The sequence below is a fragment of the Robinsoniella peoriensis genome (assembly GCF_000797495.1).
Classification (GTDB): Bacteria; Bacillota; Clostridia; order Lachnospirales; family Lachnospiraceae; genus Robinsoniella; species Robinsoniella peoriensis.
Genome location: NZ_JTGN01000005.1, coordinates 480875 through 506773 on the forward strand (window position 1 = coordinate 480875; position 25899 = coordinate 506773).

26 protein-coding genes are annotated in these 25899 nt (G+C 41.2%); 7 read left to right on the plus strand and 19 right to left on the minus strand.

Annotated elements, in window-relative coordinates; all coding sequences use genetic code 11:
* Position 1: 1 nt before the first annotated feature.
* The 6 genes from QR40_RS12940 to QR40_RS12960 form a co-directional block, all read right to left on the minus strand.
* Entirely contained in the window at positions 2-751 is a 750-nt protein-coding gene (locus QR40_RS12940) for an ABC transporter ATP-binding protein (RefSeq protein ID WP_242858516.1), read from the minus strand.
* A 6-nt stretch (positions 752-757) separates the two neighbouring features.
* Positions 758-1219, minus strand: a complete 462-nt coding sequence (locus QR40_RS12945) for a DUF3021 domain-containing protein (protein WP_044295374.1) — start codon at positions 1217-1219, stop codon at positions 758-760.
* A 10-nt stretch (positions 1220-1229) separates the two neighbouring features.
* Positions 1230-1670 carry a LytTR family DNA-binding domain-containing protein gene (locus QR40_RS12950; protein ID WP_027292613.1) on the minus strand — a complete coding sequence of 147 codons (441 nt, stop codon included), beginning with the start codon at positions 1668-1670 and terminating at the stop codon, positions 1230-1232.
* A gap of 56 nt (positions 1671-1726) precedes the next feature.
* On the minus strand, positions 1727-1855 hold the full coding sequence (locus QR40_RS32575) for a hypothetical protein (RefSeq protein WP_255348061.1): 129 nt from the start codon (positions 1853-1855) through the stop codon (positions 1727-1729).
* The gene (locus QR40_RS12955; protein ID WP_044295376.1) at positions 1852-2865 is read right to left on the minus strand and encodes a transglutaminase domain-containing protein; all 1014 of its coding nucleotides are present in this window, start codon (positions 2863-2865) and stop codon (positions 1852-1854) included. The genes QR40_RS32575 and QR40_RS12955 overlap by 4 nt, the downstream gene beginning before the upstream one ends.
* A 64-nt stretch (positions 2866-2929) precedes the next feature.
* Positions 2930-3280: a MerR family transcriptional regulator gene (locus tag QR40_RS12960; RefSeq protein ID WP_044295378.1), complete on the minus strand. Its 351-nt coding sequence runs from the start codon at positions 3278-3280 to the stop codon at positions 2930-2932.
* Positions 3281-3459: 179 nt separating this feature from the next.
* On the opposite strand from QR40_RS12960, the gene QR40_RS12965 reads away from it, so the two are divergent.
* From QR40_RS12965 to QR40_RS12975, 3 genes are all read left to right on the plus strand, one after another.
* Positions 3460-3663 carry a carboxymuconolactone decarboxylase family protein gene (locus QR40_RS12965; RefSeq protein WP_330373734.1) on the plus strand — a complete coding sequence of 68 codons (204 nt, stop codon included), beginning with the start codon at positions 3460-3462 and terminating at the stop codon, positions 3661-3663.
* Positions 3664-3898: 235 nt separating this feature from the next.
* Positions 3899-4264 (plus strand): winged helix-turn-helix transcriptional regulator, encoded by a 366-nt coding sequence (locus QR40_RS12970; RefSeq protein WP_044295380.1) that lies wholly within the window; start codon positions 3899-3901, stop codon positions 4262-4264.
* Positions 4265-4346: 82 nt separating this feature from the next.
* Positions 4347-4853, plus strand: a complete 507-nt coding sequence (locus tag QR40_RS12975; RefSeq protein ID WP_044295382.1) for a YbhB/YbcL family Raf kinase inhibitor-like protein — start codon at positions 4347-4349, stop codon at positions 4851-4853.
* A 105-nt stretch (positions 4854-4958) separates the two neighbouring features.
* On the opposite strand, the gene QR40_RS12980 is transcribed toward QR40_RS12975, so the two are convergent.
* From QR40_RS12980 to QR40_RS12995, 4 genes are all read right to left on the minus strand, one after another.
* The gene (locus QR40_RS12980) at positions 4959-6611 is read right to left on the minus strand and encodes a glycoside hydrolase family 66 protein (RefSeq protein WP_063837576.1); all 1653 of its coding nucleotides are present in this window, start codon (positions 6609-6611) and stop codon (positions 4959-4961) included.
* Positions 6612-6674: 63 nt separating this feature from the next.
* The gene (locus QR40_RS12985) at positions 6675-7499 is read right to left on the minus strand and encodes a carbohydrate ABC transporter permease (RefSeq protein WP_044295384.1); all 825 of its coding nucleotides are present in this window, start codon (positions 7497-7499) and stop codon (positions 6675-6677) included.
* Positions 7500-7511: 12 nt separating this feature from the next.
* Positions 7512-8375 (minus strand): carbohydrate ABC transporter permease, encoded by an 864-nt coding sequence (locus QR40_RS12990; protein WP_027292606.1) that lies wholly within the window; start codon positions 8373-8375, stop codon positions 7512-7514.
* Positions 8376-8435: 60 nt separating this feature from the next.
* A complete protein-coding gene (locus QR40_RS12995; protein WP_027292605.1) occupies positions 8436-9758 on the minus strand; it encodes an ABC transporter substrate-binding protein in 1323 nt (440 codons plus the stop codon).
* Positions 9759-9973: 215 nt separating this feature from the next.
* On the opposite strand from QR40_RS12995, the gene QR40_RS13000 reads away from it, so the two are divergent.
* Positions 9974-11818, plus strand: coding sequence for a cache domain-containing sensor histidine kinase (locus QR40_RS13000; RefSeq protein ID WP_027292604.1), 1845 nt, complete (start codon positions 9974-9976; stop codon positions 11816-11818).
* The gene (locus QR40_RS13005; RefSeq protein ID WP_044295385.1) at positions 11796-13388 is read left to right on the plus strand and encodes a response regulator; all 1593 of its coding nucleotides are present in this window, start codon (positions 11796-11798) and stop codon (positions 13386-13388) included. The genes QR40_RS13000 and QR40_RS13005 overlap by 23 nt, the downstream gene beginning before the upstream one ends.
* 5 nt (positions 13389-13393) lie before the next feature.
* Here QR40_RS13005 and QR40_RS13010 read toward each other — a convergent pair whose 3' ends face one another.
* From QR40_RS13010 to QR40_RS13045, 8 genes are all read right to left on the minus strand, one after another.
* A complete protein-coding gene (locus tag QR40_RS13010; protein WP_044295387.1) occupies positions 13394-15208 on the minus strand; it encodes an extracellular solute-binding protein in 1815 nt (604 codons plus the stop codon).
* On the minus strand, positions 15205-16413 hold the full coding sequence (locus QR40_RS13015) for a response regulator transcription factor (RefSeq protein WP_027292601.1): 1209 nt from the start codon (positions 16411-16413) through the stop codon (positions 15205-15207). The genes QR40_RS13010 and QR40_RS13015 overlap by 4 nt, the downstream gene beginning before the upstream one ends.
* Positions 16391-18037, minus strand: coding sequence for a sensor histidine kinase (locus QR40_RS13020; RefSeq protein ID WP_160295807.1), 1647 nt, complete (start codon positions 18035-18037; stop codon positions 16391-16393). The genes QR40_RS13015 and QR40_RS13020 overlap by 23 nt, the downstream gene beginning before the upstream one ends.
* Positions 18038-18320: 283 nt before the next feature.
* Positions 18321-19154 (minus strand): substrate-binding domain-containing protein, encoded by an 834-nt coding sequence (locus QR40_RS13025; protein ID WP_044295391.1) that lies wholly within the window; start codon positions 19152-19154, stop codon positions 18321-18323.
* A gap of 1 nt (position 19155) precedes the next feature.
* Positions 19156-20400, minus strand: a complete 1245-nt coding sequence (locus QR40_RS13030) for a uroporphyrinogen decarboxylase family protein (protein ID WP_027292598.1) — start codon at positions 20398-20400, stop codon at positions 19156-19158.
* A 13-nt stretch (positions 20401-20413) separates the two neighbouring features.
* Complete coding sequence (locus QR40_RS13035; protein WP_052377663.1) at positions 20414-21412, minus strand: ABC transporter permease; 999 nt, start codon at positions 21410-21412, stop codon at positions 20414-20416.
* Positions 21409-22905, minus strand: coding sequence for a sugar ABC transporter ATP-binding protein (locus QR40_RS13040; protein WP_044295393.1), 1497 nt, complete (start codon positions 22903-22905; stop codon positions 21409-21411). The genes QR40_RS13035 and QR40_RS13040 overlap by 4 nt, the downstream gene beginning before the upstream one ends.
* A gap of 4 nt (positions 22906-22909) precedes the next feature.
* Positions 22910-24028, minus strand: a complete 1119-nt coding sequence (locus tag QR40_RS13045) for a sugar ABC transporter substrate-binding protein (protein ID WP_044295395.1) — start codon at positions 24026-24028, stop codon at positions 22910-22912.
* 305 nt (positions 24029-24333) lie between these two features.
* On the opposite strand from QR40_RS13045, the gene QR40_RS13050 reads away from it, so the two are divergent.
* Positions 24334-24693: a zinc ribbon domain-containing protein gene (locus tag QR40_RS13050; RefSeq protein WP_081998894.1), complete on the plus strand. Its 360-nt coding sequence runs from the start codon at positions 24334-24336 to the stop codon at positions 24691-24693.
* 202 nt (positions 24694-24895) lie between these two features.
* Here QR40_RS13050 and QR40_RS13055 read toward each other — a convergent pair whose 3' ends face one another.
* Complete coding sequence (locus QR40_RS13055) at positions 24896-25276, minus strand: hypothetical protein (RefSeq protein WP_044295396.1); 381 nt, start codon at positions 25274-25276, stop codon at positions 24896-24898.
* A 125-nt stretch (positions 25277-25401) separates the two neighbouring features.
* Here QR40_RS13055 and QR40_RS32580 point away from each other — a divergent pair, with 125 nt between their 5' ends.
* A complete protein-coding gene (locus tag QR40_RS32580; RefSeq protein ID WP_255348096.1) occupies positions 25402-25524 on the plus strand; it encodes a hypothetical protein in 123 nt (40 codons plus the stop codon).
* The last annotated feature ends 375 nt before the right edge of the window (positions 25525-25899 follow it).

Consider the following 25899-nt stretch of genomic DNA (forward strand, 5'->3'; position numbering starts at 1 on the left):
CTTAAAAATGGGAATCCGTATTTTGTGCAATGGTAATAAAAGCATTTTCCAATGAATCTGCATTTGTCAGGGCTTTTAATTCCTCTACACTGCCGCAGGCTTTAATCTCTCCGTCCACCATAACCGCAACGCGGTCAGACAGATGTTCCGCCTCTTCCATGTAATGGGTAGTAAGTACAATTGTCACTTCCCCTTTCAATGCTTCAATATCTTTCCACAGCTCTCGTCTCGCAAGTACATCCAGCCCAAGTGTCGGTTCATCCAGATAGAGAATTTTGGGACCGGTTATCAATGCCATGCCGATACTGACCTTCCGCTGCCAACCACCGGAAAGGGTCTTCGCTTTCTGCTTCTTTACTTCCTCAAAGGAAAACATCTGTATGATTTTATCCACCTGTTCTTTTACCTCATTTGAAGGCAGTCCATAGAGTTCCGCCATAAACTCCAGGTTTTCCAGAACCGTCAGATTTGGTGCCACTGCCGTTTCCTGCGTAGACAGGTTGCTGATATTTTTGATTTCCTGCATTTCACTGCGAATGCTTTTACCGAAAATAAAAGCATCTCCGCCTGTTGGTTTGGAAAGTCCGCTCAGCATTCTGATTGTGGTTGTTTTTCCTGCGCCATTGACGCCAAGCAGGGAAATAATCGTTCCTTCTTCCACTTCCAGGGAAATATCTTTGACGGCAGCTTTTAAACCAAACTCTTTTCTCAGATTTTTTATTACAATTGCTTTGTCCTTCATCCTACCCATCTCCTTTTATGATTGATTCATTTCTTCCAGCTTCCGGTTAATAGCATCTATATCCTGGCGGCAGATTCTGTACTGGACATACCAGCTTATGACATATCCGGTTACATAACTGCATACAACAGTGACTGTTGACTGCAAATATTTTCCAAACCCCCAGCAGAACATACTTACCGGCACCCAGACAGCGGCTGTGACTATAAAATATACAATGCTCTGCTTTACCAGACTCCAGCTTTTTATTTCCATTATCTCCGTCCCCATAGCAAATGACATTGCAGTGATGCCGATCAAAAGGCATTGTACGGCAAAAGCTAACAGATCGGATGGAAAATGTGCTGCAAATTCCGGAACCACCGGAGCGGTTTTACCCTCTCCGATTGTAAAAATCAGTATGACCCCAAAAATAAGATTAATGGTTACACCATAGGAGAAGCTGCTCAGTCCTTTATAAATAACCCGTTTTATCATAGAATTCACCTCATATTCCCAAAGCATGTTTGATTCTGGAAACGTATCTTCTGGATGCATATGTTTCTGTATCATTTTTAAAATAAATCCGTATGGTTCCTACGATATCTGTATCCAGCCGCCGTATTTTCCTGATATTAATAATTTCGGAATTTGATATTCTAACAAAGTGGCTGTCATCCAGGATTTTCTCCAGTTCGTACAGCCTCTCTCGCAGCTGATAGGTGCCGGTATCCGAAACTGCAAAAACTTTCTTACTCTGTGAATAAATGCGGATGAGAGATTCACATGGTAGAATTTCAGCGCTATTCTGTTGATATCCGGTCAATGTCAAATTGACTGCCTGCCCGATAATCTGAACAAGGCTGTCTGTAATATGGTTCTTTTCATCACTGCATATATGAATTTCCGGCTGCTTATATTTCTTATCAATCAAAAGTTGTATTTTCATGGTTCCCTTCCTAAATTCCTAAATGCTTACGGATGCATTGCTCAAAGCTTATTGATCTATGCTTTAACGCTCCATGCCTTGTGGATAAACGGATTATCCCATTTCAAAATGGTAAAGTCAATGCTGCTGCGACAACTGGTCATTTTGGGATGACAAATGGTAATCTGAGCTTCACGACATTTCATAACTCGCCTTCATTGGCAGCTTCTACTATAACCTCTTCTACCATAGATTCATCGGTAAAAGTTATGTAAAAAACCGCCTGGGGCCAGTTCAGGCTCGTCCTGGCATGTTTGCCTTTCTGCCGCGCCGTCTGTTCCAGCAATAACAGCAGTTCATTCAAAACCTCCCTGGTCAGGTAGCCGCCCCTCCAATGGAAAATCAATGGCCTCCCCTTTCGGATAGCTTGCAGCGTCCTCTTAGCCACATCCTCCGTCTTTGTAAAAGACAGCTTTTTTTCCCGGTAATAAAAATGGTTCCCATCATTACAGACAGGTGCCTCATAAATGACCGGCTCATGATCCCGGAAAAATTGCTTATCCTCCAGATTAAAATAGTCATATCTGATGATCCCTTCGTGTCCAAGGGTGTTGTCAAAGGTTACATCCAGCTGATAATACTTACCGTCCATTCTGATAATATTCCAGGCATGCCGGTACTTGATTTTCTTGTCCGGATTGGCTTCTGAGATTGCAATGATACACCAGATTCCCAGAGCATCACAGAGAATTTTTACCGTTTTGGCAATGCCCTCGCACACCCCTACCCCCTGGCCGAGCGGACCGATGATCTCATGGGAATACGGTTTTTTCAGTTTGTCATAGCGGACATTGTTACAGATGAAGTCATGAATGTACAGCTCCTTTTCCAAGTCCGGCAGGGACTGGGCAGGGCGAACAAGCTTTGTGATTCTGGCATTCATTGCCTTTTGATGTTCTTTCATTTTTCCTTTCTCAAACAAATATTCCGGGATAACCTCCACATTAGTGGAGCCCTGATATAAACGGTATTGAAGCCCCACCGCATAGAATATTTCAGGAAAATCCAGCCTCAGTTTGAAAAAAATCTCTCCCAATTCCCGTACCTCAAGCCTCGGAACTTGGAATGCGGAGTCCATTGTCAAAAGACCAGCTTTCATTGCCTGGTACACCTTCTGTTGTATTTTGTTCATATGATTATAATAGTAGCGTTCCATTATTTCCTCCGTATTTTTCATGTTTTTTTATATGGTTTTATATGTTTTTTATGCTATTTTGGTATCACTGAATGTTATCCCGGTAAAATGCAATCTTTCCATCCAGGTTTTTCAGGTATTCATCCCACCTCTTCTTTTCCTCCACCACAGATTTCCGATGAAAGACCAACAGTTCCATTCTTTCGCCCATAGTTGCATCTCCCTCATACCTTAATTCGGAATAATGCCTGTTATCTCTTAAAAGCATTCCCGTCTCTTTCAACCGCTGTATGAATTTCACCCATTCCATATCACTTTCACAGTAATCCCGCCGTCCGGCAGAATCCCGATTCACATGGATTAAACCTTTCTTCTCATAGTAACGTAGTGTATAGGTACTGATTGCTGTGATCTTTGAAAATTTTCCGATAGTCATATATTTTCCTGCTTTCCTCTTATTTACATTATCAGGTATCTCTGGGTTTAGCTGATTAAGACGCTTTGTAGATGTAGGTAGTGTACAGAAAGATGGTTTTCTCAGCAAAAAAGTGCTTGACTTAGAGTATAGTCTAAATCATATCCTTATGATTATAAATGATTTGGAGGAAAAAGAAAATGGAGAAAACTAGATTTGAAACAGGTATGGAAAATTTGAAAAGAATTGACGGCATTGGCGGCGAAGCAGTGATTCAGTCTCTAAGTTCCATATCACCCGATTTGGGAAGATACATTGTAGAATTCGCATTTGGAGAAATTTATGACAGAGAGGGGTTATCTTTTTACAATGTATTCCCTATACCGGATTTGCCAAAGTATTAAATGCCATTCAGGCTGCCAAAAAGGTATTTACTGAAAGAGGATTAATTTAAAACAAATTGATCATTTTCAGTTGAAACCCCATCCTTTTCATGTTACTGTAGTGGAAATAATGCAGCAATCATTTATTGCAGAGAATCATTTATGCCAAAGTGTGTTTTAAATTCATTTCATCCATCTGCACGCCCCACTTTGCGGTATAAATGCTGGCAAACAATTATTGACGGAGGACATTTTTATGAAAATTCGTGATGAATATACCTGCCCTTTAGAACTGGTACATGACATGATAAAGGGAAAGTGGAAAACAATTATTTTATGGCGGCTGCGTCTGGGAGGCACTTCATTAGCCAAACTGGAAAAGGATATCGACGGTATTACGCAGAAAATGCTTTTAGAACAGCTGAAAGAGCTGATCACATATGGATTGGTAGAAAAGAAATCTTATGAGGGATATCCTCTTCATGTTGAATATTCCCTTACTGACGACATGGGGCTTCAGATTTTAGAGGCATTAAAAATCCTGCAGCATATTGGAATTGACTATCTAAAGAAAAATGGTAAGGATGATATGTTAACAGAAAAAGGCATTACTGCGGAATAATACCCACAAAAAAGTGGGTAATTTACGCTCTATCCTCCCACTGCTATAATGGCATTAACCAATACAGCAAGGAGGTAACAATATGGTAGTAACAAGTGATGGAATTATAAATGGAATCATACAAGATCCTTATGGCGGCCGAGGAAGCCAATTTAATGAAAATGGCATTCCCACCTATTCCCTGCCATTCAGGATTGAAAATGCACCGGAGGGGACTGCATCATTTGCTCTTGTTCTGGAAGACAAAGATGCCTATCCTGTCACCGGGGGCTTCGTCTGGGTGCATTGGCTGGCGGCTGATATTACACGCAATGTAATAAATGCAAATGAAAGCCAGACAGCAACCGACTTTACCCAGGGTGTCAACAGCTGGACCAGCATGCAGGGAAATAACCAGTCAAAGGAACTCTCCTGCTATTACAGCGGTATGACTCCTCCTGATCAGGCACACATTTATGAACTTCACGTTTTTGCACTTGATATGCTGCTGCATTTAGATTCCGGATTTCTCCTGAACGAATTATACCGGGCGATGGACGGACATATTTTAGATCAGTACACATTAAAAGGCATCTATGATAAAGTATGATATTCTAAAACAGGTGCACAAAAATACCGGGAAAACAGCACATTCCCTGGCTGTTTCATCCCGGTTTTTTAACGCTTCGCTTTTCCAGATGTTTCTTTTATCACATTAAAGTCTAATAAATAGAACCGTCCATACGGAAAGTTCCTCTACTGAAAAGTTAATAAATTTCCCTTTCTCATTATCAATGTAAGCATATTCTAATGATTTACTTTTACAAGTATCTCTGTCTGGGCTTGCGCAGTAGACTCCCTGGATATCACCATCCACATTCACAGTAAAAGTAAGATTCTTCTGTTTGAAAGGTACTGCTTTCCCTTTATTCCAGCTATCTTCGCTGCAGCCACATAAATTTATTAAATAGAGACATTTGAATCTTTCATTTTCCCGGATCGTAATCCAGACTTTACCCGCTTCTCCGTTTACACTCCAGTTTTCAAATCCACACTGATATTCATAATTATCCCATCCAATATGGGTCATGGATACATCCTGTAACGTACTGTCATAAAATAGATTTAGATAGCGTATCATAAAGTCATAATATTTACGCATAACTGCCGCTGTCTCATCTGACATAATACTATAATCACCATAATATCCCTGTGTCAGTACTGCATTATTCTCTCCTATCAACAGATGATATCCACCATTTGAAACAATGGCTGCTGTGAGAATATATGCTGCATTAGCCGCCGAAAAGGAATCTTCCGTACGGAATGGTGCCAGGTAGGCAGCCAGAATCACCGGTTTCTTGTTCCCGGACAACTTCTTTGCTTCCTGTATCAGCTGCTTAATATGGTAATAGCGGTCATAGGGGGACCATACTTCAATATATACTGCATCCACTGTACTTTTTGCTGTTTCAGCAACCGGCCAGTTTCCCACGTTGTTGAAAACAAGACAAGGCTCATCCACCGCTTTCTGCAGTTCCTCCCGTGTCTCATCGATCAGTCCGCCAAATTCCTGATCCAGTTTCACAAGTTTCGGCCGTTCCTGTAAATGGGAAAATGCAGTTTTTGGAAACCCGTAAGTGTCCATGTGGATTCCTGAAAATCCCGCTCTTACAATTGCATCCCTATATTGTTCGATTAAATGGGTTCTCCAGGGCGCCCCCCTTTCTATATTCATAATATAAAAAACATCTATAAAACGGAATACTTCCTGGTTTCCGTTATAAAAAGCCCAATTTTTATGGCTATTATAAAAGTCCCCGGAAGCGGCATAGACTGCCCCGTATGCCATAGACTTCATGCCATACCCGGAGGCTGTTTTTATTTTAGTTTTGACCGTCCTGAAATCAATCTGTTTTCCCATCATATCCTGATAAACGTCATGAGGCGGAACCAGGGTGTCATGCCGGTAAGACCAATCATAGAACTGCACCATATTTATATGGTATTTTCTTAACTGCTCTATCGCTCCATTATCTGTGTCTTTTTCCTCAAAATCACTGACAAAGCCATAGCGCAGGGAACGTTTGGGATTATCTGCAACATCAAATGCTGTCTCCAGAATTTCCGTTCCATGTTCTCCATAGAGCAAAGCCTCCACGCCATATCCGGCAAATGGTTCATCAAAACCCCCTATACGGATGTCGGTGACTTCCGACAGGGTTCGTATTTCTTTTACTAATTCCTCTTTCTCCAGCATATAAATCTGAATCACGGCATTATTAAATTTTTCCTCCTGCAATTCAAGACGTAAAGTAATTTCTTCATTCCTTAGATACTGCGCCTTTAGCGGATATAAATCCATCATTTTTTCCTCCTGTCTACTTCTATCCTGTCGATATACCTGATCCTTTCCACTAATCTGATCTATCTATCCTTTCAATGCACCGTCAGTCAGCCCCTGCATCAGATTCTTCTGAAAAACTAAAAACACAATAACAACCGGTATAATTGCTATAACTGCAGTTGCTGCCAGAAGATTCCATTTTGCCCCTGCGAACTGCTGGAAATAGACAGACAGCGCCTGGGGAACATTATGTTTTGTGCTGTCCTGCAGGAAGAAAACAGACTGGGCATAATTATTCCATATCCCGAATCCATTTAATATAATCACAGCAGATATGGAGGGTTTCAGCAGCGGAAATATAATTTTCCAGAACACCTGGAAATAGCTGCATCCATCTATTATGGCTGCCTCCTCGATTTCTCCCGGCAGTGCTTTGATAAAACCAGTGAATACAAAAACCGCCTGGGGAATTGCCAGGGTGGCACATACACATGCCATTCCCCACAAGGTATTCACCGCCTTAATGCGAATCATTAGGCTATACAGCGGAACTGTATTAATAATCCCCGGTACCATCATACAGCAAAGCAGTATCGCAAATATAGATTTATTCAGTTTATTGGAAAACCGCGCGATAGCGTATCCCGCCATAGTTGCCAGTATGACGATCAATAAGATTGCAAGCAGCGTGATTATTCCGGAATTAATCATGGCCCTTCCTATATGAGACTGTTTCCATCCTTCTATAAAATTCAGGAAATAAAAATCCGGAAGAAACATATTGCCGTCATAAAAATTACGCTGGGGCGTATTCAGCGAAAGGATCAGCAGTATGGCAAAGGGTGTCAGGCATAGAAGGCTGATCAGGGCAATTGCCAGATACCGAACACACAAAGATAATTTTTTCACATCGAATTCCCCCTATTCTTTTTCTTTCATGAGACGCAAAGATGCAGCAACCGGAATCAGTACAATTACAAACATAATCATTGCAACAGCGGTAGAATAACCGGTCTTACTTCCATAACACATTCTCATAATATAAATGCTCAGTGTCTCCGTCTGATACCCCGGTCCTCCTCCGGTCAGTGACATTACAATATCAAATACAGAAAGAGAACCTATAATATTGGTAATCACATTGATTCTTACTGATGGTCCCAGCAGCGGTAAGGTAATATAACGGAAACATTTCATTTTACCTGCTCCATCAATTTCTGCAGCCTCATACAATTCCTTTGAAATCCCCTGGAGCCCTGCGAGATAGATAACCATAGTCATCCCGGCATACTGCCATACATTTACAAGGATAAGAACCAAAAGTGTGGTCCCATATCCTCCCATCCAGTTTCCAAACCATTCCGGATGGCCTGCATGATCCGCCAGGTGAAAGAGAAAACCCCGTCCGGGCTGAAGCAGAAGATACCATATGTAACCCATGATTAAAGGACTGATAATTGCCGGCATATAAATGCACATTCTGGCTGCAGATTTCCCCTTAAAGGACGAATTCAATAAAAGAGCATATAACAGACCAATGATATTCAGCAGCGGAGCGCTTCCCAATGCAAATAAAACCGTCGTCTTTATATCGGATAGTGCCCTTTCATCCCTGAAAAAATCTATAAAATTCTGAAATCCTATGAAATTTGCTTTCCCTATGCCATCCCAGTCGGTAAAACTCATGCCAATTCCTTTGATCAGCGGATAGATAAAAAACACAAAAAATAATGTAAATGCCGGGATTGCCATAAACTGGTGTAATCCTATTTTGTACCGTCTCATTCTGACCCCTCTCTTTCCCGGAGTATATCTGAAAAATGTCTGCGCTCAGTATAACTGAAATTATTCTGATTTTTTATCAAAACCATCGTTCCATGCCTGTGCATAAGCTTTGGCAAATTCGTCCGGTGTATACTGGCCCGCAAAAAGATTTTGCAGCAGCCTGCCTGCGTCGTCACCAGAAAATCCTGCGGGTTTTTCATTGGTATAACCGATATTCACTGCATTTTTTAATGCCGCGGTTACCTCATCTGCGATTGTTTTCGGTGCCCATTCAGCAGTTACATCCTGAAATGCACTGGGAGCTTTTGCCGCTTCACAATATTTCTTCTGGTTTTCCGGCTGAAACAGGAAATTTAAAAATTCAATACATTCCTCCTTATGTTCTGTTGTTGCAGAAATAGAATAACCCGAATCTTCTGCGCTTAATACAACCGGGCTGGAGTCTGGCATATAAGCCGGATAAGGTGCAAACCCCATCTGGTTCTCCATGTCCGGATTGGCATCCAGTATACTGGAGATTGCCCACATACCATTGCTGAACATCGCAGTCTTTCCACTGACAAAATCCTGTACACAGTTATCATTGGTTGCCGTCAGAACATCCTTGTTGATCAGCTCTTTATCCTGTAGATTCTTCATCTTATCTGCAAAAACAGCCATCGCTCCATTACTGTCTGCAAACCGCAGTTTGCTCTGGTCATTTTTAAGCATTGCTTTTTTTGCATCCAGTGTCCCCAGCGTAGATTTGATATAACCGTGTGGGATAAATTCTATCAAATGTCCCAGATGCCAGGCTTCACTTCCGAAAATGAACCATGGAACTACATCCGGTTTTTCCGTTTTGATTTTCTCTAAGGCTTTTTCGAAATCATCCCATTTCGCGGGAAATTCTTTCATACCCAGATCGTTAAAAATACTTTTGTTATAGAAGAATCCTGCCATGGTCATATTAGTACATACACGAAATGCCTTTTCCTGGTTGACATCGGTACAAGCCTCTTTCATTTCCGGCGACATTCTGTCCCACCATTCATTCTGATCAGACAAGTCCATATACTTGCCTTCATCCACAAATCCCTGTTCATATGTTGTCATGATATCCGGTACTTCATTGGATGCAAATTTAATCTTAATTATATTACTTGCATCCTTCTGATACTCCTGTTCCACAGTAATTCTGTCCTGTGATTTATTGAAATCATCAATAATTTCATTCATCACATCAATGGTTTCAATTTTTCCGGTAAAGAGTTTAATGTTCACTTTTTCAGCATTTTTAGAAGTGGCGGATTCAGGTGCTTCACCGGTATTCCCACAGCCGGCGAGGCTGCTGCATGCCATCACAGATACAAGAGCCAATGCTGTAATTTTGTTCTTTTTCATTTTACGTTCCTCCTTCATATGTCAGGTAACATATCCGTACCTGAAAATGTTTATTTGATGATTTCATCTTAACATTCCTTTTTTCAGTATTAAATACCATATATTTTAGATCATGGTTTCAGTTTTTTATATTTGTGAACCGGCGCTTGCCATTTTATTCAGACTGTATAATAATATAATAAAAGAACTGCAAATGAAAGGGAAAGGGAATTATTATGAAACATTTCAGACATCCAACGTTTCGTACAAAACTTATTTTTATGATCTGCCTATTCACCGTTTTCATTGTACTGGTTGTTTCCTTTCTGAATTACCGTTGGTATTCCAGGCAGCTGACAAAACAGACAATTAATCAGACTCAGCAGATCATTGAACAGGCCGGCTCAAATATAAACACTTACCTTGATGAATTAAACCGGCTGACTTTAGCCCCTTACTATAATGACACTATACTTGAAAATCTTGAAAAAGCTTCTGGTACGCCGCAGGAACAATTGAATTCCAAACGGAAAATTGAGAACTTTCTGTCATCCGTAATGACACTGCCAAGGGATGAAATACTGCGGGTTTATATGATGAATGAAGATCATATTTATGCATATACCAGAACCCCTTATGAAATGTCAGATTATGATTCCTACCCGGAAAGCTCCTGGTACCGGGAAGCATTGTCAACTACCAAACCGATTTATATACCGCCTCATTTAGAAAAGGCATTTGGAAATAAGAAAACTCCGATCTTCTCCATCGTCAGACAGATCCGAAGCAAACAGGATAATAAAAAAATTCTGGGTGTCATGAAAGTTGATGCTGACTATACCGGAATCAAGAAAATATGTGACCGTGTGGAATTAAAAAATGACGGCGCCCTTTTTATTTTGAATGATGATAATCAGATTATCTACCAGACTTCTGAACTTACGGAACCTTCACTGGCAGAACATATTAACCCGGATACCAATCCGAATGATCGTTTTCTGGTGGATTCACTTGGAAACAAGTACCTGGTTAACAGCTATTCTATATTTTCTTCCGGTTTAAAAATAATTGCTTTAAATTCTTACCGCGAATTAATGCAGCCCATAAAAGATAATCTGGAGAAAACAATCCTTCTGGCTTTTTCCTGTATTTTGCTTACAATTGCATTTTTTGCACTTTTTATTAAACAATTTCTAACCCCACTGTTTGAAATCATTGGTCTTATGAAGGAAGTGGAAAATGGAAATCTGGAGATTCAGGTAGCTGTAAAAAATCAGGATGAAATTGGTTATCTTGCCGCTTCTTTTAACAAAATGGTTCAGAATCTTCAGCAATTTCTGACCCGAAATACTCAGCTCGTCAAGGAAGTTTACGAAACTAAATATCTATATAAAGAGTCACAGTACAATGCCTTGTGCAGCCAGATAAAACCTCATTTTATGTACAACACCTTAAATACCATCAGTCTTCTGATAAAATGCAGGGAAAATTCCAAAGCCGTACATGCTATTGAATCCTTTTCTTATTATCTGGGCGGAATAATGAACATTGACAAGGAAATTTCCATTGAAAAAGAGATACAGATCTGTCAATCCTATTTATCCATCATGCAGCTGCGATATGAGGACAAACTGACTTACCATATAGATATCGAAGAAGAATTGTATTCCTGCCAAATTCCATCTCTTTCCATACAGCCTTTGATCGAAAATGCGGTAAAATACGGTTGTGAACCCAAAAGAGGGGCAACCCGCATTCTGATTTCTTCCAAGCTGACTGCCCATGGATACCAGATCCGAATCTCTGATAATGGATTGGGTATGGAGCCGGAAACTCTGGAGAACGTAAAAAAACATATTCAGGATATTAAACTGCATCATCAGGAAGATACCACCGAACTTCTGGGAAACATTGGTTTGATAAATATCTGGAAACGACTTTATTTAAAATTTGGAGAAAAAGCAGAACTGGAACTGATCTCTTCTTACGGGAAAGGAACCACCGTTACCCTATATCTCCCAGAAAGAGATATGCAGAAAAGGAAGGAGGATAATAACAATGTATCATGTATTAGTAGTTGATGATGAAACGCTTATGCGTACATATCTCGCCAGCTGCATTCCTGCATTTACAAACAAATTCCGGGTCAGCGGAATTGCAAAAGATGGGCTGGAGGCTATGGAACTGCTGAAGAAGCAGCACTATGATTTAGTTATTACTGATATACAGATGCCGGAAGTAGACGGACTAAGTCTGGCAAAATATATCCATGAAAATTTTCCGTCTATAGCAGTCATTATTATCTCCGGTTACAATGATTTTGAATATGCCAGAAAAGCAATCAAATATCAAGTTACCGATTATTTATTAAAACCGTTAGTGGATCAGACACTGACAGACCTTCTGGAGACTATTGCAGAACGTCTGAAAGGACAGAATCTCTCCCAATTCCTGGACCAGGGAAATCTGTCCTCCGAGGCAGAGATGAAAAAACAGCTGTTATTATCCATCATTGAGGAAAATACAAAAATGACATATGAACTTTTCAAAAAGCTGGAGGACTCGGACTTGTCATTGATGTCCGCATACGGATGCATCTTAAAATGTACGATCGATGAACTGGATCTTATACTGAAAAACAATACTGCAATTGATGTTACGACAGATCATTTAAAACTTAATCAAATTGTTCAGGACATTTGTGAGGAATATGGATATATGACTCTTTACAATGCAAATGGTTCCACTTTCATACTAATCAGTGAAGACACCGAAACAAAGCTTATACAAAACATGAGCAGGCTGTACTTACAAATAGAAAAAAAATCCCAAGAACAAAAATTGCCCAGGTTAACCGGCATCTGCGGAAAAACGGTAACCGATATTATGGATCTGCCTCTTTCCATGCAAAGTATTTACGATATGCTGCCCATTACGCTGATTGATAAAAACTATCCGCTTATAGCGGGGCTCATTGAACAGCATGCCGCTTTCAAGGAAAAAATACACAGGATCAGCGAGAACATTATCACCGATTACCTGATACAATCCATAGATAAACTGTACATTGACGTAAAAATTTTCTGTACCCTTTTTCTGGAAACAAAAAGTTTTTCCTCGGTACTTCGGTATGGTTCCTATCTGATTCAATATATCAGCGAAAGATCCAATATTAATCTGCCCTATATACGCAAAGCATATGATGAGCTGACCAGACAGGTAAATACCCAGCTTCCTGCCGGTCTGCCCGAAGAATCCACTGCCACTCAGATTATCAGCAATGCAATCAGCACCCTGATTGGGCTGGAATCCAAACCTGCTCTGCCGGAATCCATGCAAATCGTTACAGCTGCAAAAGAATTTATTCTATCCCATTACCAGGAGAATATTTCATTATCTGATGTTGCAGACCACTGCAGGGTAACCAACAGTTACTTAAGCGATCTGTTTCATAAAAAACTGAAGGAACCCTACTCCAAATTTATTTTGAGAATCAGAATGGAACAGGCTGTGAGGCTATTACGCCAAAATCCGGATATTCGGATTTATTCCATAGCGGAGCAGACTGGTTTTGTATCGGTAAAGCATTTTAATACTGTATTTAAAAAATATTATGGAGTTACACCAACGAATTATTTAAAGAATAAATAATTATGTTATTTTCTATATGCTTCAAGTGCTTCGTCCATTAAACCGTCTATACCCTCTCTCACTTCCTGAAAGCGGCTGCTGTACCAAAGCGTAACCCCGTTGGCATCCAGCTCTTTTACCGCTTTCATGGTCTCCCTCTTTAACTCTTCAAATTCCAGGTCATCTGCAGCATAGATACAGCGAAATACCGCTTCATTCATATAAGCATTGATGCGGTCAGATTTTTTTATAATTTCCTCCGGTGGATTTCCTATTTCTGTCAGATAGGATGACCATATGATATTAGGCAGCCGTTCTCCTTTTCCATTTGTATAATTGCTAAAATACTCATAAAAACTTTTCGTACCATAAAAAGAAAGGGCATCTTTTTCTACTGCAGAATAACCGCTGGGATCTGTATTATACTCCGGTTGTATATAAGAACCTTTTTTATCCAGATCTCTGCCGGAATATCCATTTAACCCGGTATATTTGCCCGTTCCGTATACCTCCGCCATATCTGTAATTCCCAGTGAATCATCTCTTTCGTACTGCTTTGTAAGCACCTCTTCCCCTTCTTGCTCCTCCCAAGCCAGATTCCTTGCTCCCTGGGTAATAACACGGGAGCCTTCTTCTGAAAAACACCAGTCCAAAAATTCCATTGCTTTTTCCGGGTGCTTACATTTGCCGGAAATCGCAAATTCATTGAGACCCAGGACACGTTCCCAATAAACAGGCACTGTCTTCACATCCTCAAAAGGCTTTATCGGCATGTAGCCGGCATCCTTCATTCCCTTCCCGGCAAGAATGGACTCTTTCTCCATCACCTGCCATCCATTTAAAGATGCCAGATAGACACCCTGGTTTATTTTTTTCTTATATTCCGAAATCTTCATATCTGCTGCATCCGGGTCCAGGAGCCCCATTTGATTTGCTTTGTAATAAAACCTTACCCCATTCCAGAAAAAGCTGTCTGCATCTGTCAGCGGATCTTCTATTGTCTTTTCCGCGTGATTCAGATATACTGCATAATTTCCTCCTACCGCCTCATATCCCTTTGTTAATGGATAGTCCCGGAGTATAAAAGAATCACCCAAACCCTCTTCGCCAAATGCCCCACCAAACCCATATACCTTTTCTCCTGAGGGTGTACTCACATAATATTTCTGCATCTCCTCCAGCAGTTTTAAAAATTCATCATCCGTCGCAGCAGCCGGATACCCCAGTTCTGAATAGATGTCCCACCGCACCCAGGCTGCCGCTCCCGGAAGCTGATCCGCACAAACTCCGCCCTGTCCTCCCAGACTATAGTAGTCGCCGTCTTCATATACTGCTTTTCGCCTGTATTCGTTGCGGACAGCAAGTCTTGGATCCCCTGAAATGCCCGGAGCATATTCGTTAGCCAGTTCATCCAGAGGCAGAATCAATCCCCCTTTTGCTGCTTTTTTTAGATTATCCCAGACTTCATGATTTTCAGCGGGAGATCCAAAATACATGATGTCATCCAGATCATTGCTCATAAGCTTCGTCTGCAGCAGATCGTAAAAGGTTCCCGTATGCGCTGATGTATTTCCCAGGCTGGCATCTACCGTCAGTTCCAGGCGGATACCAAACTTCTCCTCAATATACTTCGCTACAGGATCTTCCTGCAGCCCTGTATATTTAGACTGGTTTTGTATGAACATTGTCAAAGTAATGACATTCTCTTCCTCCCCCGTCTGCGCTTTATGCTGAAAATTCTGAACATCTGGCAAATGCGCTTTTAACGTACATCCTGCCGTGCAAAAGCTTCCCATTACAGCCAGCACTACAGCTGCTTTTTTTCCCCATCCCGGCATCATTTTAAAAATTCCTTTCTGTACTCTGCAGGGGTCAATCCGGTTTCTTTCTTAAAAGTAGCTGAAAAATAAGCATCATTTAGAAACCCTACTTTTACCCCGATCTCTTTTGCCGTATTATCATGGCCCAAAAGCATTTCTTTCGCCTTTTTAATTCTGATCTCCCTTACATAGTCAGAAAAAGACTTTCCTGTATCTTTTCGAAAATTCTGCCCTATATAAGCTGCATTGACTTTAAAATGTTTCGCAAGTATTTTCAGTGACAGCTCTTCGTGGTAATGTTCCAGAGCATATTTTGCCATTCGTATAGTAAAAGGAGCAAGATTTCTTTCCAGGTCGCTTCCAGCAATCCATCTGTCTGCTCCTGACTCATTTCTGTAAATGCCATTTTTTTCAGCTTCCCGAAAACTATTCCCTACACGAAAACAGCTCTTTACTTCGTTTCCCACAATGGCATACAGTTTGATTCCCGTTTCCCGTTCTACTTTATTCAGACATTCATCAATCACGGTATCCGTTCCCGTTCCTCCCGCAAAACTCCATATTACGATAGTATCCCCCGCATGATTCTGGCAATAATAGCATTCCTGCCATTCCCGCAAAACACTGGCGCAGATACCGTAAATATCATTTTTCACCTGGCTGTCCTGTATTTCCTCCCCAAGTTTTCGCAGCAGAAACGGCTGATACCTCTCTGCCTCCAGATTCAATTCCAGAAAATCAGCCCTCTCTTGCAGCTCTTTTTCACCAATCGCCCCATAGAGCCACCGATTAATAATATTCTCTTTAATAATGCTGATATCCATCTGGGAACGCAGCTTCATTTCTTTTTCCTTTTGTATCTTATGGCTCACATTTGAAACATTGAGATTAATCTCTTCCTCGTTAACTGGTTTTAACAGATAATTCTCAATCCCCAACACAGCCATAGCACGCACATATTCAAAATCATCATATCCGCTCAACACTATAATACGGATGTCCAGTTCCCTCTCCCGTATACTTTTAAGCAGCTCTATCCCGTCCATCTTGGGCATCCTGATATCCGTTATCAGCAGATCCGGTACCTTTTTCTCAATTTCCTCACATGCTTCTGCTCCATTATAAGCCTTTCTTATTCCCGCAAAATGATATTTTTCCCAATCTACCATCATTTCCAGACCTGCGCAGATCATGGGCTCATCATCAACAATTAAGACCTCGTACATAATCTTCCAACTCCTTTTTCCGCATCGCTATGATTCTAACAGTCACTCTCGTTCCCGCACCTTCCCGGCTCTCAATCTGCAGACGGTAATTCTCACCATAGACAATTCGAAGCCGGTTATTTACATTATAAATTCCTACGGATTCCTGAAACATATCATCTCCGGCAAGTTTACTGCGAATCTCTGTTAAACGGGCTTCCGTAATCCCGCACCCATCGTCTTCAACTGTAAATATAATATCTTCACCCTCCTGACAGGCCTTTATCAGAATACTCGCCGGTTCACTTGCTGTTCCGCTGTCCTGAATGCCATGGATCAGTGCATTTTCGATAATGGGCTGCAGGATATGCTTAATCGTAGCGTAACTGCATGCTACGTCTTCTGCCTCCACTTCATATTTCATCCTGATTCCATAACGAAACCGGTAAAGTTCAAGATAGGAATTCACATAGTCTATCTCCTCCCGGACGGATACCACCGCACCTTTTTTCATTATATTCCGGAACATTTCCGATAAAATATAAATCATTTTGCTGGCTTCTTTCTCCCCCTTAACATACAAGTTCATACGGATCGATTCCAGGGTATTATAAAGAAAATGGGGATTTATCTGAGCCTGTAAGGCATAAAGCTCCATTTCCTTCTGTCTCAGCTGATATACATATTCTTTATTGATATATTCCTCCAGTGTGGCACACATATCAATTAGTTCCCGATAAATATATCCTACTTCATCCCTAACCTGCTTTTCCTCATGAAATCCGCTTAATTTTCCATTCTTTACCTGGTCTATGGTAAGTTTAATGGTACGTAACCGGGCAGAAAAATATCGTGTACTAAAAAAAGTCAATACCAGTGACAGCAGAATCACAATAATCATAATACGAAAAATACTCTCCTGTAATATGGCCACATCCTGTCTGATTTCTTCCATTGGTATCAGATTCACCACATAATATTCATGATGTTCATTATAGATAGAATTGTATATGCGGTCTCCCAACATAAATTTTGTGTTCTTATTCTCCAGCCTCTCAAACGGTATCTTTTCTTCCAGATATTCTGCTTTTGAATCATAGACAATTTTTCCGTTCCCGTCCAGTATGTAAATCTGCCCTTTCATATACGGATCAAATTCCTGGCAGGATTGCCGGATGTTTCTGGCATTGAAAGAAATCCCGATGAGCCCGATGTCTTTCGTATAGTCTTTTGGATGATTGATTACATCAATCAGAAAAACCGAAAACATATTGTTTAAATGGTTCCCTCTGCTGGTAACCAGCCGACAGGGTAGTTTATTTTCCTGTATGCTGTCTGTCAGAGTTTCAAAATAATAATAGTCGCTGAAATTCATATTGTTTCCCAGCTGTAAAATCTTTCCATTCTCATTGCTATAAGCATAAATGCCGGAAAACTGCCCGTCAATGGAATAGGCTATCTTGGAAAAATCCTGCCTCACCTCCTCCTGGCCGTCAATATTCTCCGCTTCTGCATCTCTCATAAGCGCTTTCGTTACTTCATCCCACTTTTCCGTAGTTCCGATAAACCTTTGAAATATAGATTTTTCTGCATCAAATTTGTTCCGCATAAAGCTGCTCACTGTTGTCAGAATCTGATTACTCATCTTTAATGTTTCATTATACTTGAGGGTCTGCAGATTTTCCGATAATATATACAGCAGCGCAATGCTTGAAAATATAGTGATCATAAGGTATACCAAAAATACTTTATTCAGAAAATGGCCCGCAAAATATTTCTTTACTCTAATTTTTTCCGTATCATTAGAATTCCCTCTCATAGCCTTCCCCCGCAGTATCACTATGTATTTTTAATATCAGGAAAATATGCTCTGATAGACAGCCTGCTGTCGCAGCCTGTCTATCAGAAGCACATCCTGTTGGAATTCATTATCCACTAATCATTCTGGTTTTGTCAATTACCACATTTCCTGCATTGATATCTGACGGCATAATCTTATGCACTGCATTCTGAAAGAGTTGTACAAGCGGATAGAATCCCTGTACGTATGGCTGTTGGTCTATGGTAAAATCAATTGTTTCATCCTTAACCATATCCAGGATGTCCGGGCATTCGTCAAATCCCGCTACATAGAAATCTCTTTTGCCTTTCAACTCTTTTGCTGCTAATCCTGCACCATGGGTATCGGACTGACCGGTCCCAATCACGGCACAAATAGTCTGATCACGTTCCAGCTCTGCAATGATGGCTTTCTTTGCCAGCTCAGGTGTGTTGCCGGAAACCATTACCGTCATACTGCACTCACCAATCACACTCTGCATCCCATCCAGTCTCAGTCTTAACACCTCCACATCGTCATGCAGGGTAAACAGGATCTTACCTTCTTCTTTTAGCCCCGGTTTAAGGCGCCTTCCGGCTTCACATCCTGCTCTATAAGCATCCTGGCAGACAGAGGATAATACTTTGGCTTCCTTTGTTCTTCCGATATTAAATGCCACAATAGGAATCCCTGCTTCTGCCGCCCGGTTCACTGCCGGAGTAAGTGCCTCCTCATCTACGAGGCTGACTGCAATGCCATCATATTTTTCACATGCCGCTTTGTCTATCAGCCCTGACAAAGCCTTGCAGTCCGCATCCGGGGTTCCTGTAAATAATACATCCACCTGAAGCATTTCTGCCGCATCCGCAATTCCCAGCTTCACCCCGGTGAAAAAATCTTCCTCAATAAAAGGTGTGATATATATAAATTTTCTTTTACCCATATCAATATCCCCCGAATTCGTCAACTGCCTCATACATGGCAATAATATTTTCCGCTCTGTGGTCAGGCATCAGATTATGAATGCTGTTAAATACATATCCGCCGTCTTTCATAAAAATGTCCAGCCTTCGCTTTACATCCTCTTTGACCTGCTCAGGCGTTCCCCTGTTCAGCAGGCTCACCACATCTGCTCCACCTCCCCAGAAAGTAATATCCTTTCCAAACTCATTCTTAAGACGCCCCGGTTCCATCTCAAAACAACTCGTCTGTACCGGGTTAATAATATCCAGACCGGAATCTATCAGATCCGGAAGCATACGGTAAATCGATCCACAGGAATGGAGGAAAGTCTTCATATTCGAATGCTCCTTCACATAACGGAACATCTGTTTATGTCCCTTTTTAAAATACTTACGATACAAGTCCGGACTCATAAGCGGACCGGTATTCATTCCCAGGTCATCTCCAAATCTAATGACATCCACTACATCCCCCAAATACTGGCATGCCTTTTTGACATTTTCCATATGGATCTCCAGTAAAGCATCCACCAGTTTGAATACACTGTCTTCTTCCAGGTACAAATCCATCATAAAATTATCAATTCTTCTCAGAAAAGTTCCCCACTCAAATAGGTTGCAGCCAATGACAAGCATTACTGCCTTGTCTGTAGTTGCTCTTAATGTCATTGCCTTTTCCCTCATTTTCGTCCAAAAATCCGGCTCCCCTGCATGATCCCAGGGACTATGGGTAAAAGCACTCCACTGTACGGATGCAAGATCTTGTGCAAGATTGTCAAAATTATCCGGATAACCATCTGCATATGGAAACAGCACCTGATCAAAAAAAGTAGCTCCTACCGGCATTCTGGCCGACAGCCTGCCATCCTTTAAATATGCAAAATACTGACCGTCCGTCTGCTTAACCGGATGAAACCATACCGGATACTGAGCTGTGCTTCCATTGGAAAGTACAATATCTCTCCAGTCAGACTCCTCCGTATTAAATGCTCTGCCGATATCCACAATATCAATTTTAAACTTTTCCAGAATTTCTTCTTCGGGAATAACTACCTGCTGGCAAACATCATAGATTCTGGTATGTCCTCCCTTTAACTTCAGTTCCTTTTTTACATTATTATAAGCAATAGCCGAAATATTAGAGCTTGGCGTGGAGCCAAGATCCCTTGGTACCCGGTCTGCTTCTTTGTGGTTGATTGCTGTTAAAATTCGTTCTCTCGATGTCATTCTTGTGTCCTCCCTATTTCATTCTGTTCTTCAAAACCCCATCCAGCACAACAGCGCCGACTAATACTGCTCCTTTAAATACGCTTTGCCAAAAGGACTGCACCCCGATCAGATTTAATCCATTTGAAAGAAAGCCTACAATAAATGCTCCGGTTACCATACCAAGAACAGAGCCTTTTCCACCGGAAAGACTGGTTCCGCCAAGAACAACTGCTACAATTACGTCAAACTCAAACCCACTTCCCGTATTTGGCTGTCCAACCCCCAGTCTGGATGCCATCAGACATGCCGCAAGTCCTGTCATCAATCCCGAAAGCACAAAGCAGATTCCTGTATATCCTCCCACATTGATTCCGGAGAGCTGCGCCGCCATCTTATTACCGCCTATTGCCACTGCATATTTTCCAAGTACTGTTTTCTTCTGGATAAAGACAAAGACAGCCACTACTGCCACACAGATCAAAAGAGGTATCGGAACCGGACCTATATAACCTGTTCCGATCACTTTAAAACTGGATGGGATCCCAGAGGTGATTGCAACTCCGCCGCAGAGAATATATGCCAGCCCACTTGCTGCATACATTGTTCCCAGAGTAGCGATTACCGGTGTAATCTTTAGCTTCACCACAATCAATGCGTTAATTAATCCAATCAATGCCCCAAAAAGCATTCCAATCAGAATTGCCACTGGCATGGGTGCTCCTGCTACTGCAGATTTTGCACACATTACTCCGGAAAAGGCAATGATACTGCCTACGGAAAGATCCATACAGCCGGCAATCATTAACAGCGTCACCGCACTTCCTGCAATCACCACTGTCGCCACCTGTCTTGTTACATTCATAAGATTCGTATACGTAAAAAATTCCGGAGACATCATAGAGAGTGCAAACATAATAATAATTAATATTGCCAGTATAATGATTCCCTGGTTCCCCGCCGCAGACATTTTCCTTTTGCCTGGAAAAATCTTACGTTCCAACGTTTCTGCTGTATTTACACCTTTGTTCATTTCGAGCTTCCCCCTGTCACAATATGCATAATTTTTCTGCTGTCTGTTTCCTGCCCGTTGGGAAATTCCGCCGCAATTTTTCCTTCGTACAGCAGGATAATCCTGTCACAGATACCCAGAATTTCAGGCAGCTCCGATGACATAACCATGACAGACACTTCTTCCTCTTTTGTTATTTTCCTGATAAGAGAATAGATTTCTTCCTTAGCCCCTACATCAACTCCGCGGGTTGGCTCATCCAGTATCAATACCGAGCAATTGGATGCAATACATTTTGACAGCACTACTTTCTGCTGGTTTCCACCGGAAAGGCTTGCTACATTTTGTTCTTCACCTGTAGCAGCAATTCTCATTTTATCCATATATGCCTTTGCCATCAGACGTTCTTTTCGCTTCTGTACAATCCCATATCTGGATATTTTATGTATGCTCATGTAAGGAATATTTTCTTTAATGGATAACTGTGTGAACAGTCCCTCCGTCCTGCGCTCCTCCGGAACCAGAGCAAGCCCTTTCCTGATTCTGCTGACTACATTCTGCTTCTTCACTGCCTCACCATTAATTTCCACTGATCCGCTGCATTTATCCACTCCATAAACCGCCCTGCAGATCTCTGTCTTACCCGAACCTACCAGCCCATAGAATCCCAGAATCTCCCCCTTATACAGTTCAAAATTAATATCCTTCAGTTTTTTATTTGTAATATTTTTCGCCGAGAGAACAACCTTGCTTTTGTCCACACTGCCCGGAATATATTCCTGGGCAACTACTTTGCCAATCATCATCCGTATAAGCTCCGCCTGTGACTCCAGGTCTCCTACCGCTTTTGTACCAATTACCCTGCCGTCCCGGAATACAGTGACGTTATCTCCTAATTCCATAATTTCATTCAGCCTGTGTGAAATATAAATAACCGTTACATTGTGCTTCTTTAAAGTGCGGATAATGTCTAACAGACGTTCCGCCTCTTTCTCCGAAATCGCAGCTGTAGGCTCATCCATAATAATCAGATCCGTCTCCAGCGCAACTGCCTTGGCGATTTCTATAATCTGTTTCTTACCAACACTGAGCGTTTCAACTTTGCTGTATAAATCAATCTCCGGTGCAAATTGCTTTAGTACCTGAAACAACTTTTCAGAGGCTTTTCCGTATTTTAATATCCCATGTACCGATTCTTCTATGCCCAGGGTTAAATTTTCTTGTACCGTAAGATCATCCACCACATTCAGTTCCTGATATAAAACGCTCATTCCGGCATTCATAGCATCTTTAATATTTTTTGCGGCATACTCTTTCCCATTGTAGAGTATAGTTCCGCCGCTCCGCTGGATTGCTCCGGTCATAATCTTGATAAAGGTAGACTTACCAGCGCCATTTTCCCCCACTATGCAATGTACGGTATTCTTCTGAATGTCAAAATTGACATCCTTTAATGCCATCACTCCGGGGTATTTCTTGGAGAGGCTCCTGACTTCCACAATATTTTCATTCATATCGTTACCCCTCAAGCCCCAGTTCTTTTTTAATATTTATTTTAGTCTGATACTGCACATCCAAGAACTCCTGCAGTTCATCTACTGAGGTATTCCAATAGTCAAACATCACATCATACATATTGATATCCTGTTTCTGCTTATAATCAATTTTTCCATTAATGCAGTCCAGCATTATATCCGTTAGCTGTTCTGCGAAATCCTTTGGTGGAAGAGCCATGCAAAGCTTCATTGACGAGTTGGGATCAGCCAGCTTCACCATCTCCTGCTCTGAACCGTCAACACTGGCAAAAATCTCTGTCTGGGGAACTCCGTCAATTGCTTTTCCCCTTCCTGCAGCTTCAAATGCTGCAATGCCTCCAAGAGCCGCATCTCCATTTACGCCCAGTACTACGTTGACATCCGGATGTGCCTGCAGGAGATCTTCTGCTGCTGAAACCGCCTGATCCCTCACGCCTGCCGAGTCGAGTCTTGCCACCACTTCCGCATCTTCGGCAACCGACTTCACTCCTTCTATAAACGCATCACATCTGTCCTTTTCCACTACCGGTGCTGCCGGTATTCCCAGTGTTGCCACTTTAACTGGTTCATTGGGGTGAAATTCCATCCATCTTTTTGCCGTTGCTGCGCCTAAATCATATGAGATATCATATTCCGCCAGATAAGCATTCGGTCCCGGTACGTTAGAGGCATTTACAAACGTAAGCACCGGTATCCCCGCATCCTGTGCCTGCTGTACAAACGGGCTGATTGCTTCCCCATCGTTTGCCTGGACGATAATGCCATTTACTTTTTTCGCAATTAAGTCTTCCATTGAACTGGCAATGGTTTCCGGGCTGGATTTTCCATCCAATACGACTGCCTTGATTCCCTTTTGCTGAGCATATTGCTCAAATGCCGCCGCATCTGCCTGCTGATAAGGCATTGCCAGATCCAGTTCAATCCTTCCAATTTTCAGTTCAGCTGAATCACCGGAAGCATCCGCTTCTTCCGTGTTTACTGCTTGTGTTCCCTTTGTGGTATCTTCCACCTTTTTGTTCTCACCTGATGAACATCCGACGGTCATACACATTGCCATAGCTGCTGTTAACGCAATTCCCTTCCATTTCAAAGTTCCCTTCATTTGTTTACCTCCTATTGTTTTTACCAACCAGCCTTTATCTCTATTGACTAATATTATAGTAAATCATATTTAAATTTTGTGCAATTTCAATAATTTTAGTTTCTTATAAAAATTGTATAAATGCAAGTGGTCTGTCTGATTTGAAAAGGAAATCCCTACAACTTACCATAGCAAAACAGACAGGATTCACATCTACTGCCTTCCCTTTTGCCCCTGGTAAAAAATGCAATAATAATAAATAGACAATGTATATTTACATATGATATTATTAGGAAAAGTTTTCTATAATATTGGAGGAATTAATTATGAGCAAGATGAAATATTGCCAAAGTTGTGGTATGCCCCTTGAATCTACGGACGTTTTAGGCACAGACAAAAATGAAAGGTTAAATGAGGATTACTGTATCTATTGTTACAAGGACGGTGAATTTACCAGTGATTGCACTATGAACGAAATGATTGAAATCAGTGTAAAGCATATGAAAGAATCCGGTATATTGAAAGAGCAGAATAAAACGGAAGAAGAAGCACGTGAATTTATGTGTAGTTTTTTCCCGGAGTTAAAGAGATGGCATTGTACCTGTACCGAAGCATGTGCCAGTGGCTATAATCCTAACTGTACCTGCACTTCCAGTGAATGTCATTGTACGGAAAAAAGCAAATAGAAGTAGGCTGCTTTACTGCTAAACGAATTCGGCACTATTACCATTGGGCCTGCATGAGCTTGAATATGACTGTGCCGGAATCACAACCAATGAAGTTTTGAAAGGTATCGGTTTAAAATGATTTAAGCTGAACTGATACCTTTCAAGCAGACAATAAAATACTTGAGTTTTTAGTATATATAGAATCTAAAAGAAACTGTTTTTAATCTGCTTCGTATACTCTAATCTTAAATCCTCCTATAAAGTCACTACACTCTGCAGCTACCGTATAGGTATCTGCTTTATCCAATGTGAAAAAAGTTTCCAGCTCTGTTGCCTTCGCCAATTTATAAACTTCATTTTCCTTTGAATCAAATAAAATTATATCTAAATCACCATTTTTTATGTTGGACCTAAATGAAAATTTTATTCTGTCACCCGCCTTGCCTGAAAATGAAATGCTAGAAGTTATCGTTGTCTGCTCCTTATAATTACGGTTGATATTACCCAGCGATACTGGTCGCGTATACAAATAAACGCTAAATACTATTGCTATAACAATGATAGCGATGATACCTATTACTATTGTATTTTTCTTTTTCATTATTTTCCCCTTTTAAGATTGGTTTCTTATAAAGACATTATACCATTACTATAAGATTCTGTACTAGAGCGAACAGTTTCTTAAATTGAGGTTTAGCTGATTAAGACGCTTTGTAGATGTAGGTAGTGTACGGAAAGATGGGTGTGGGAAACTGGCATGGACTCCGTCAGCTGGCTGCAGAACTGGTATTTTCTAACCTTTCCGAAGCGCTTTTTGGCGGCACGCGGGCATTCGCTCCGAAATCCTGATGCATTTCGCAGCTCACTGCCCGCTTAGTATCCGATGGGAGCCAGTCGAATACTATCCGCCAAAAAACACTTCGAAAAGGTAAGTAAATGAACTGTACCCTTTGTCAAGGACATTTTAAAAAGTGGGGCACTTTTTTCGCACCTTTACTTCCAAAGTATCCTGCATACAGGTACACCTCTTTAAATGTCATGGTATTCTATGAAATTTTTTAACTATCCGTATTTTTCTGATATAATTGGCATCCAAGTTCTTCCGGTTTTTTGGCTATGACCGGATGCGCAGGTATTTTGGGAACATCCAGTGGATATTCTCCAGTGATGACAAATTTATAAAACTCATTGGGTGCAAGCTTCGCCAGATGCCATTGGTACCGC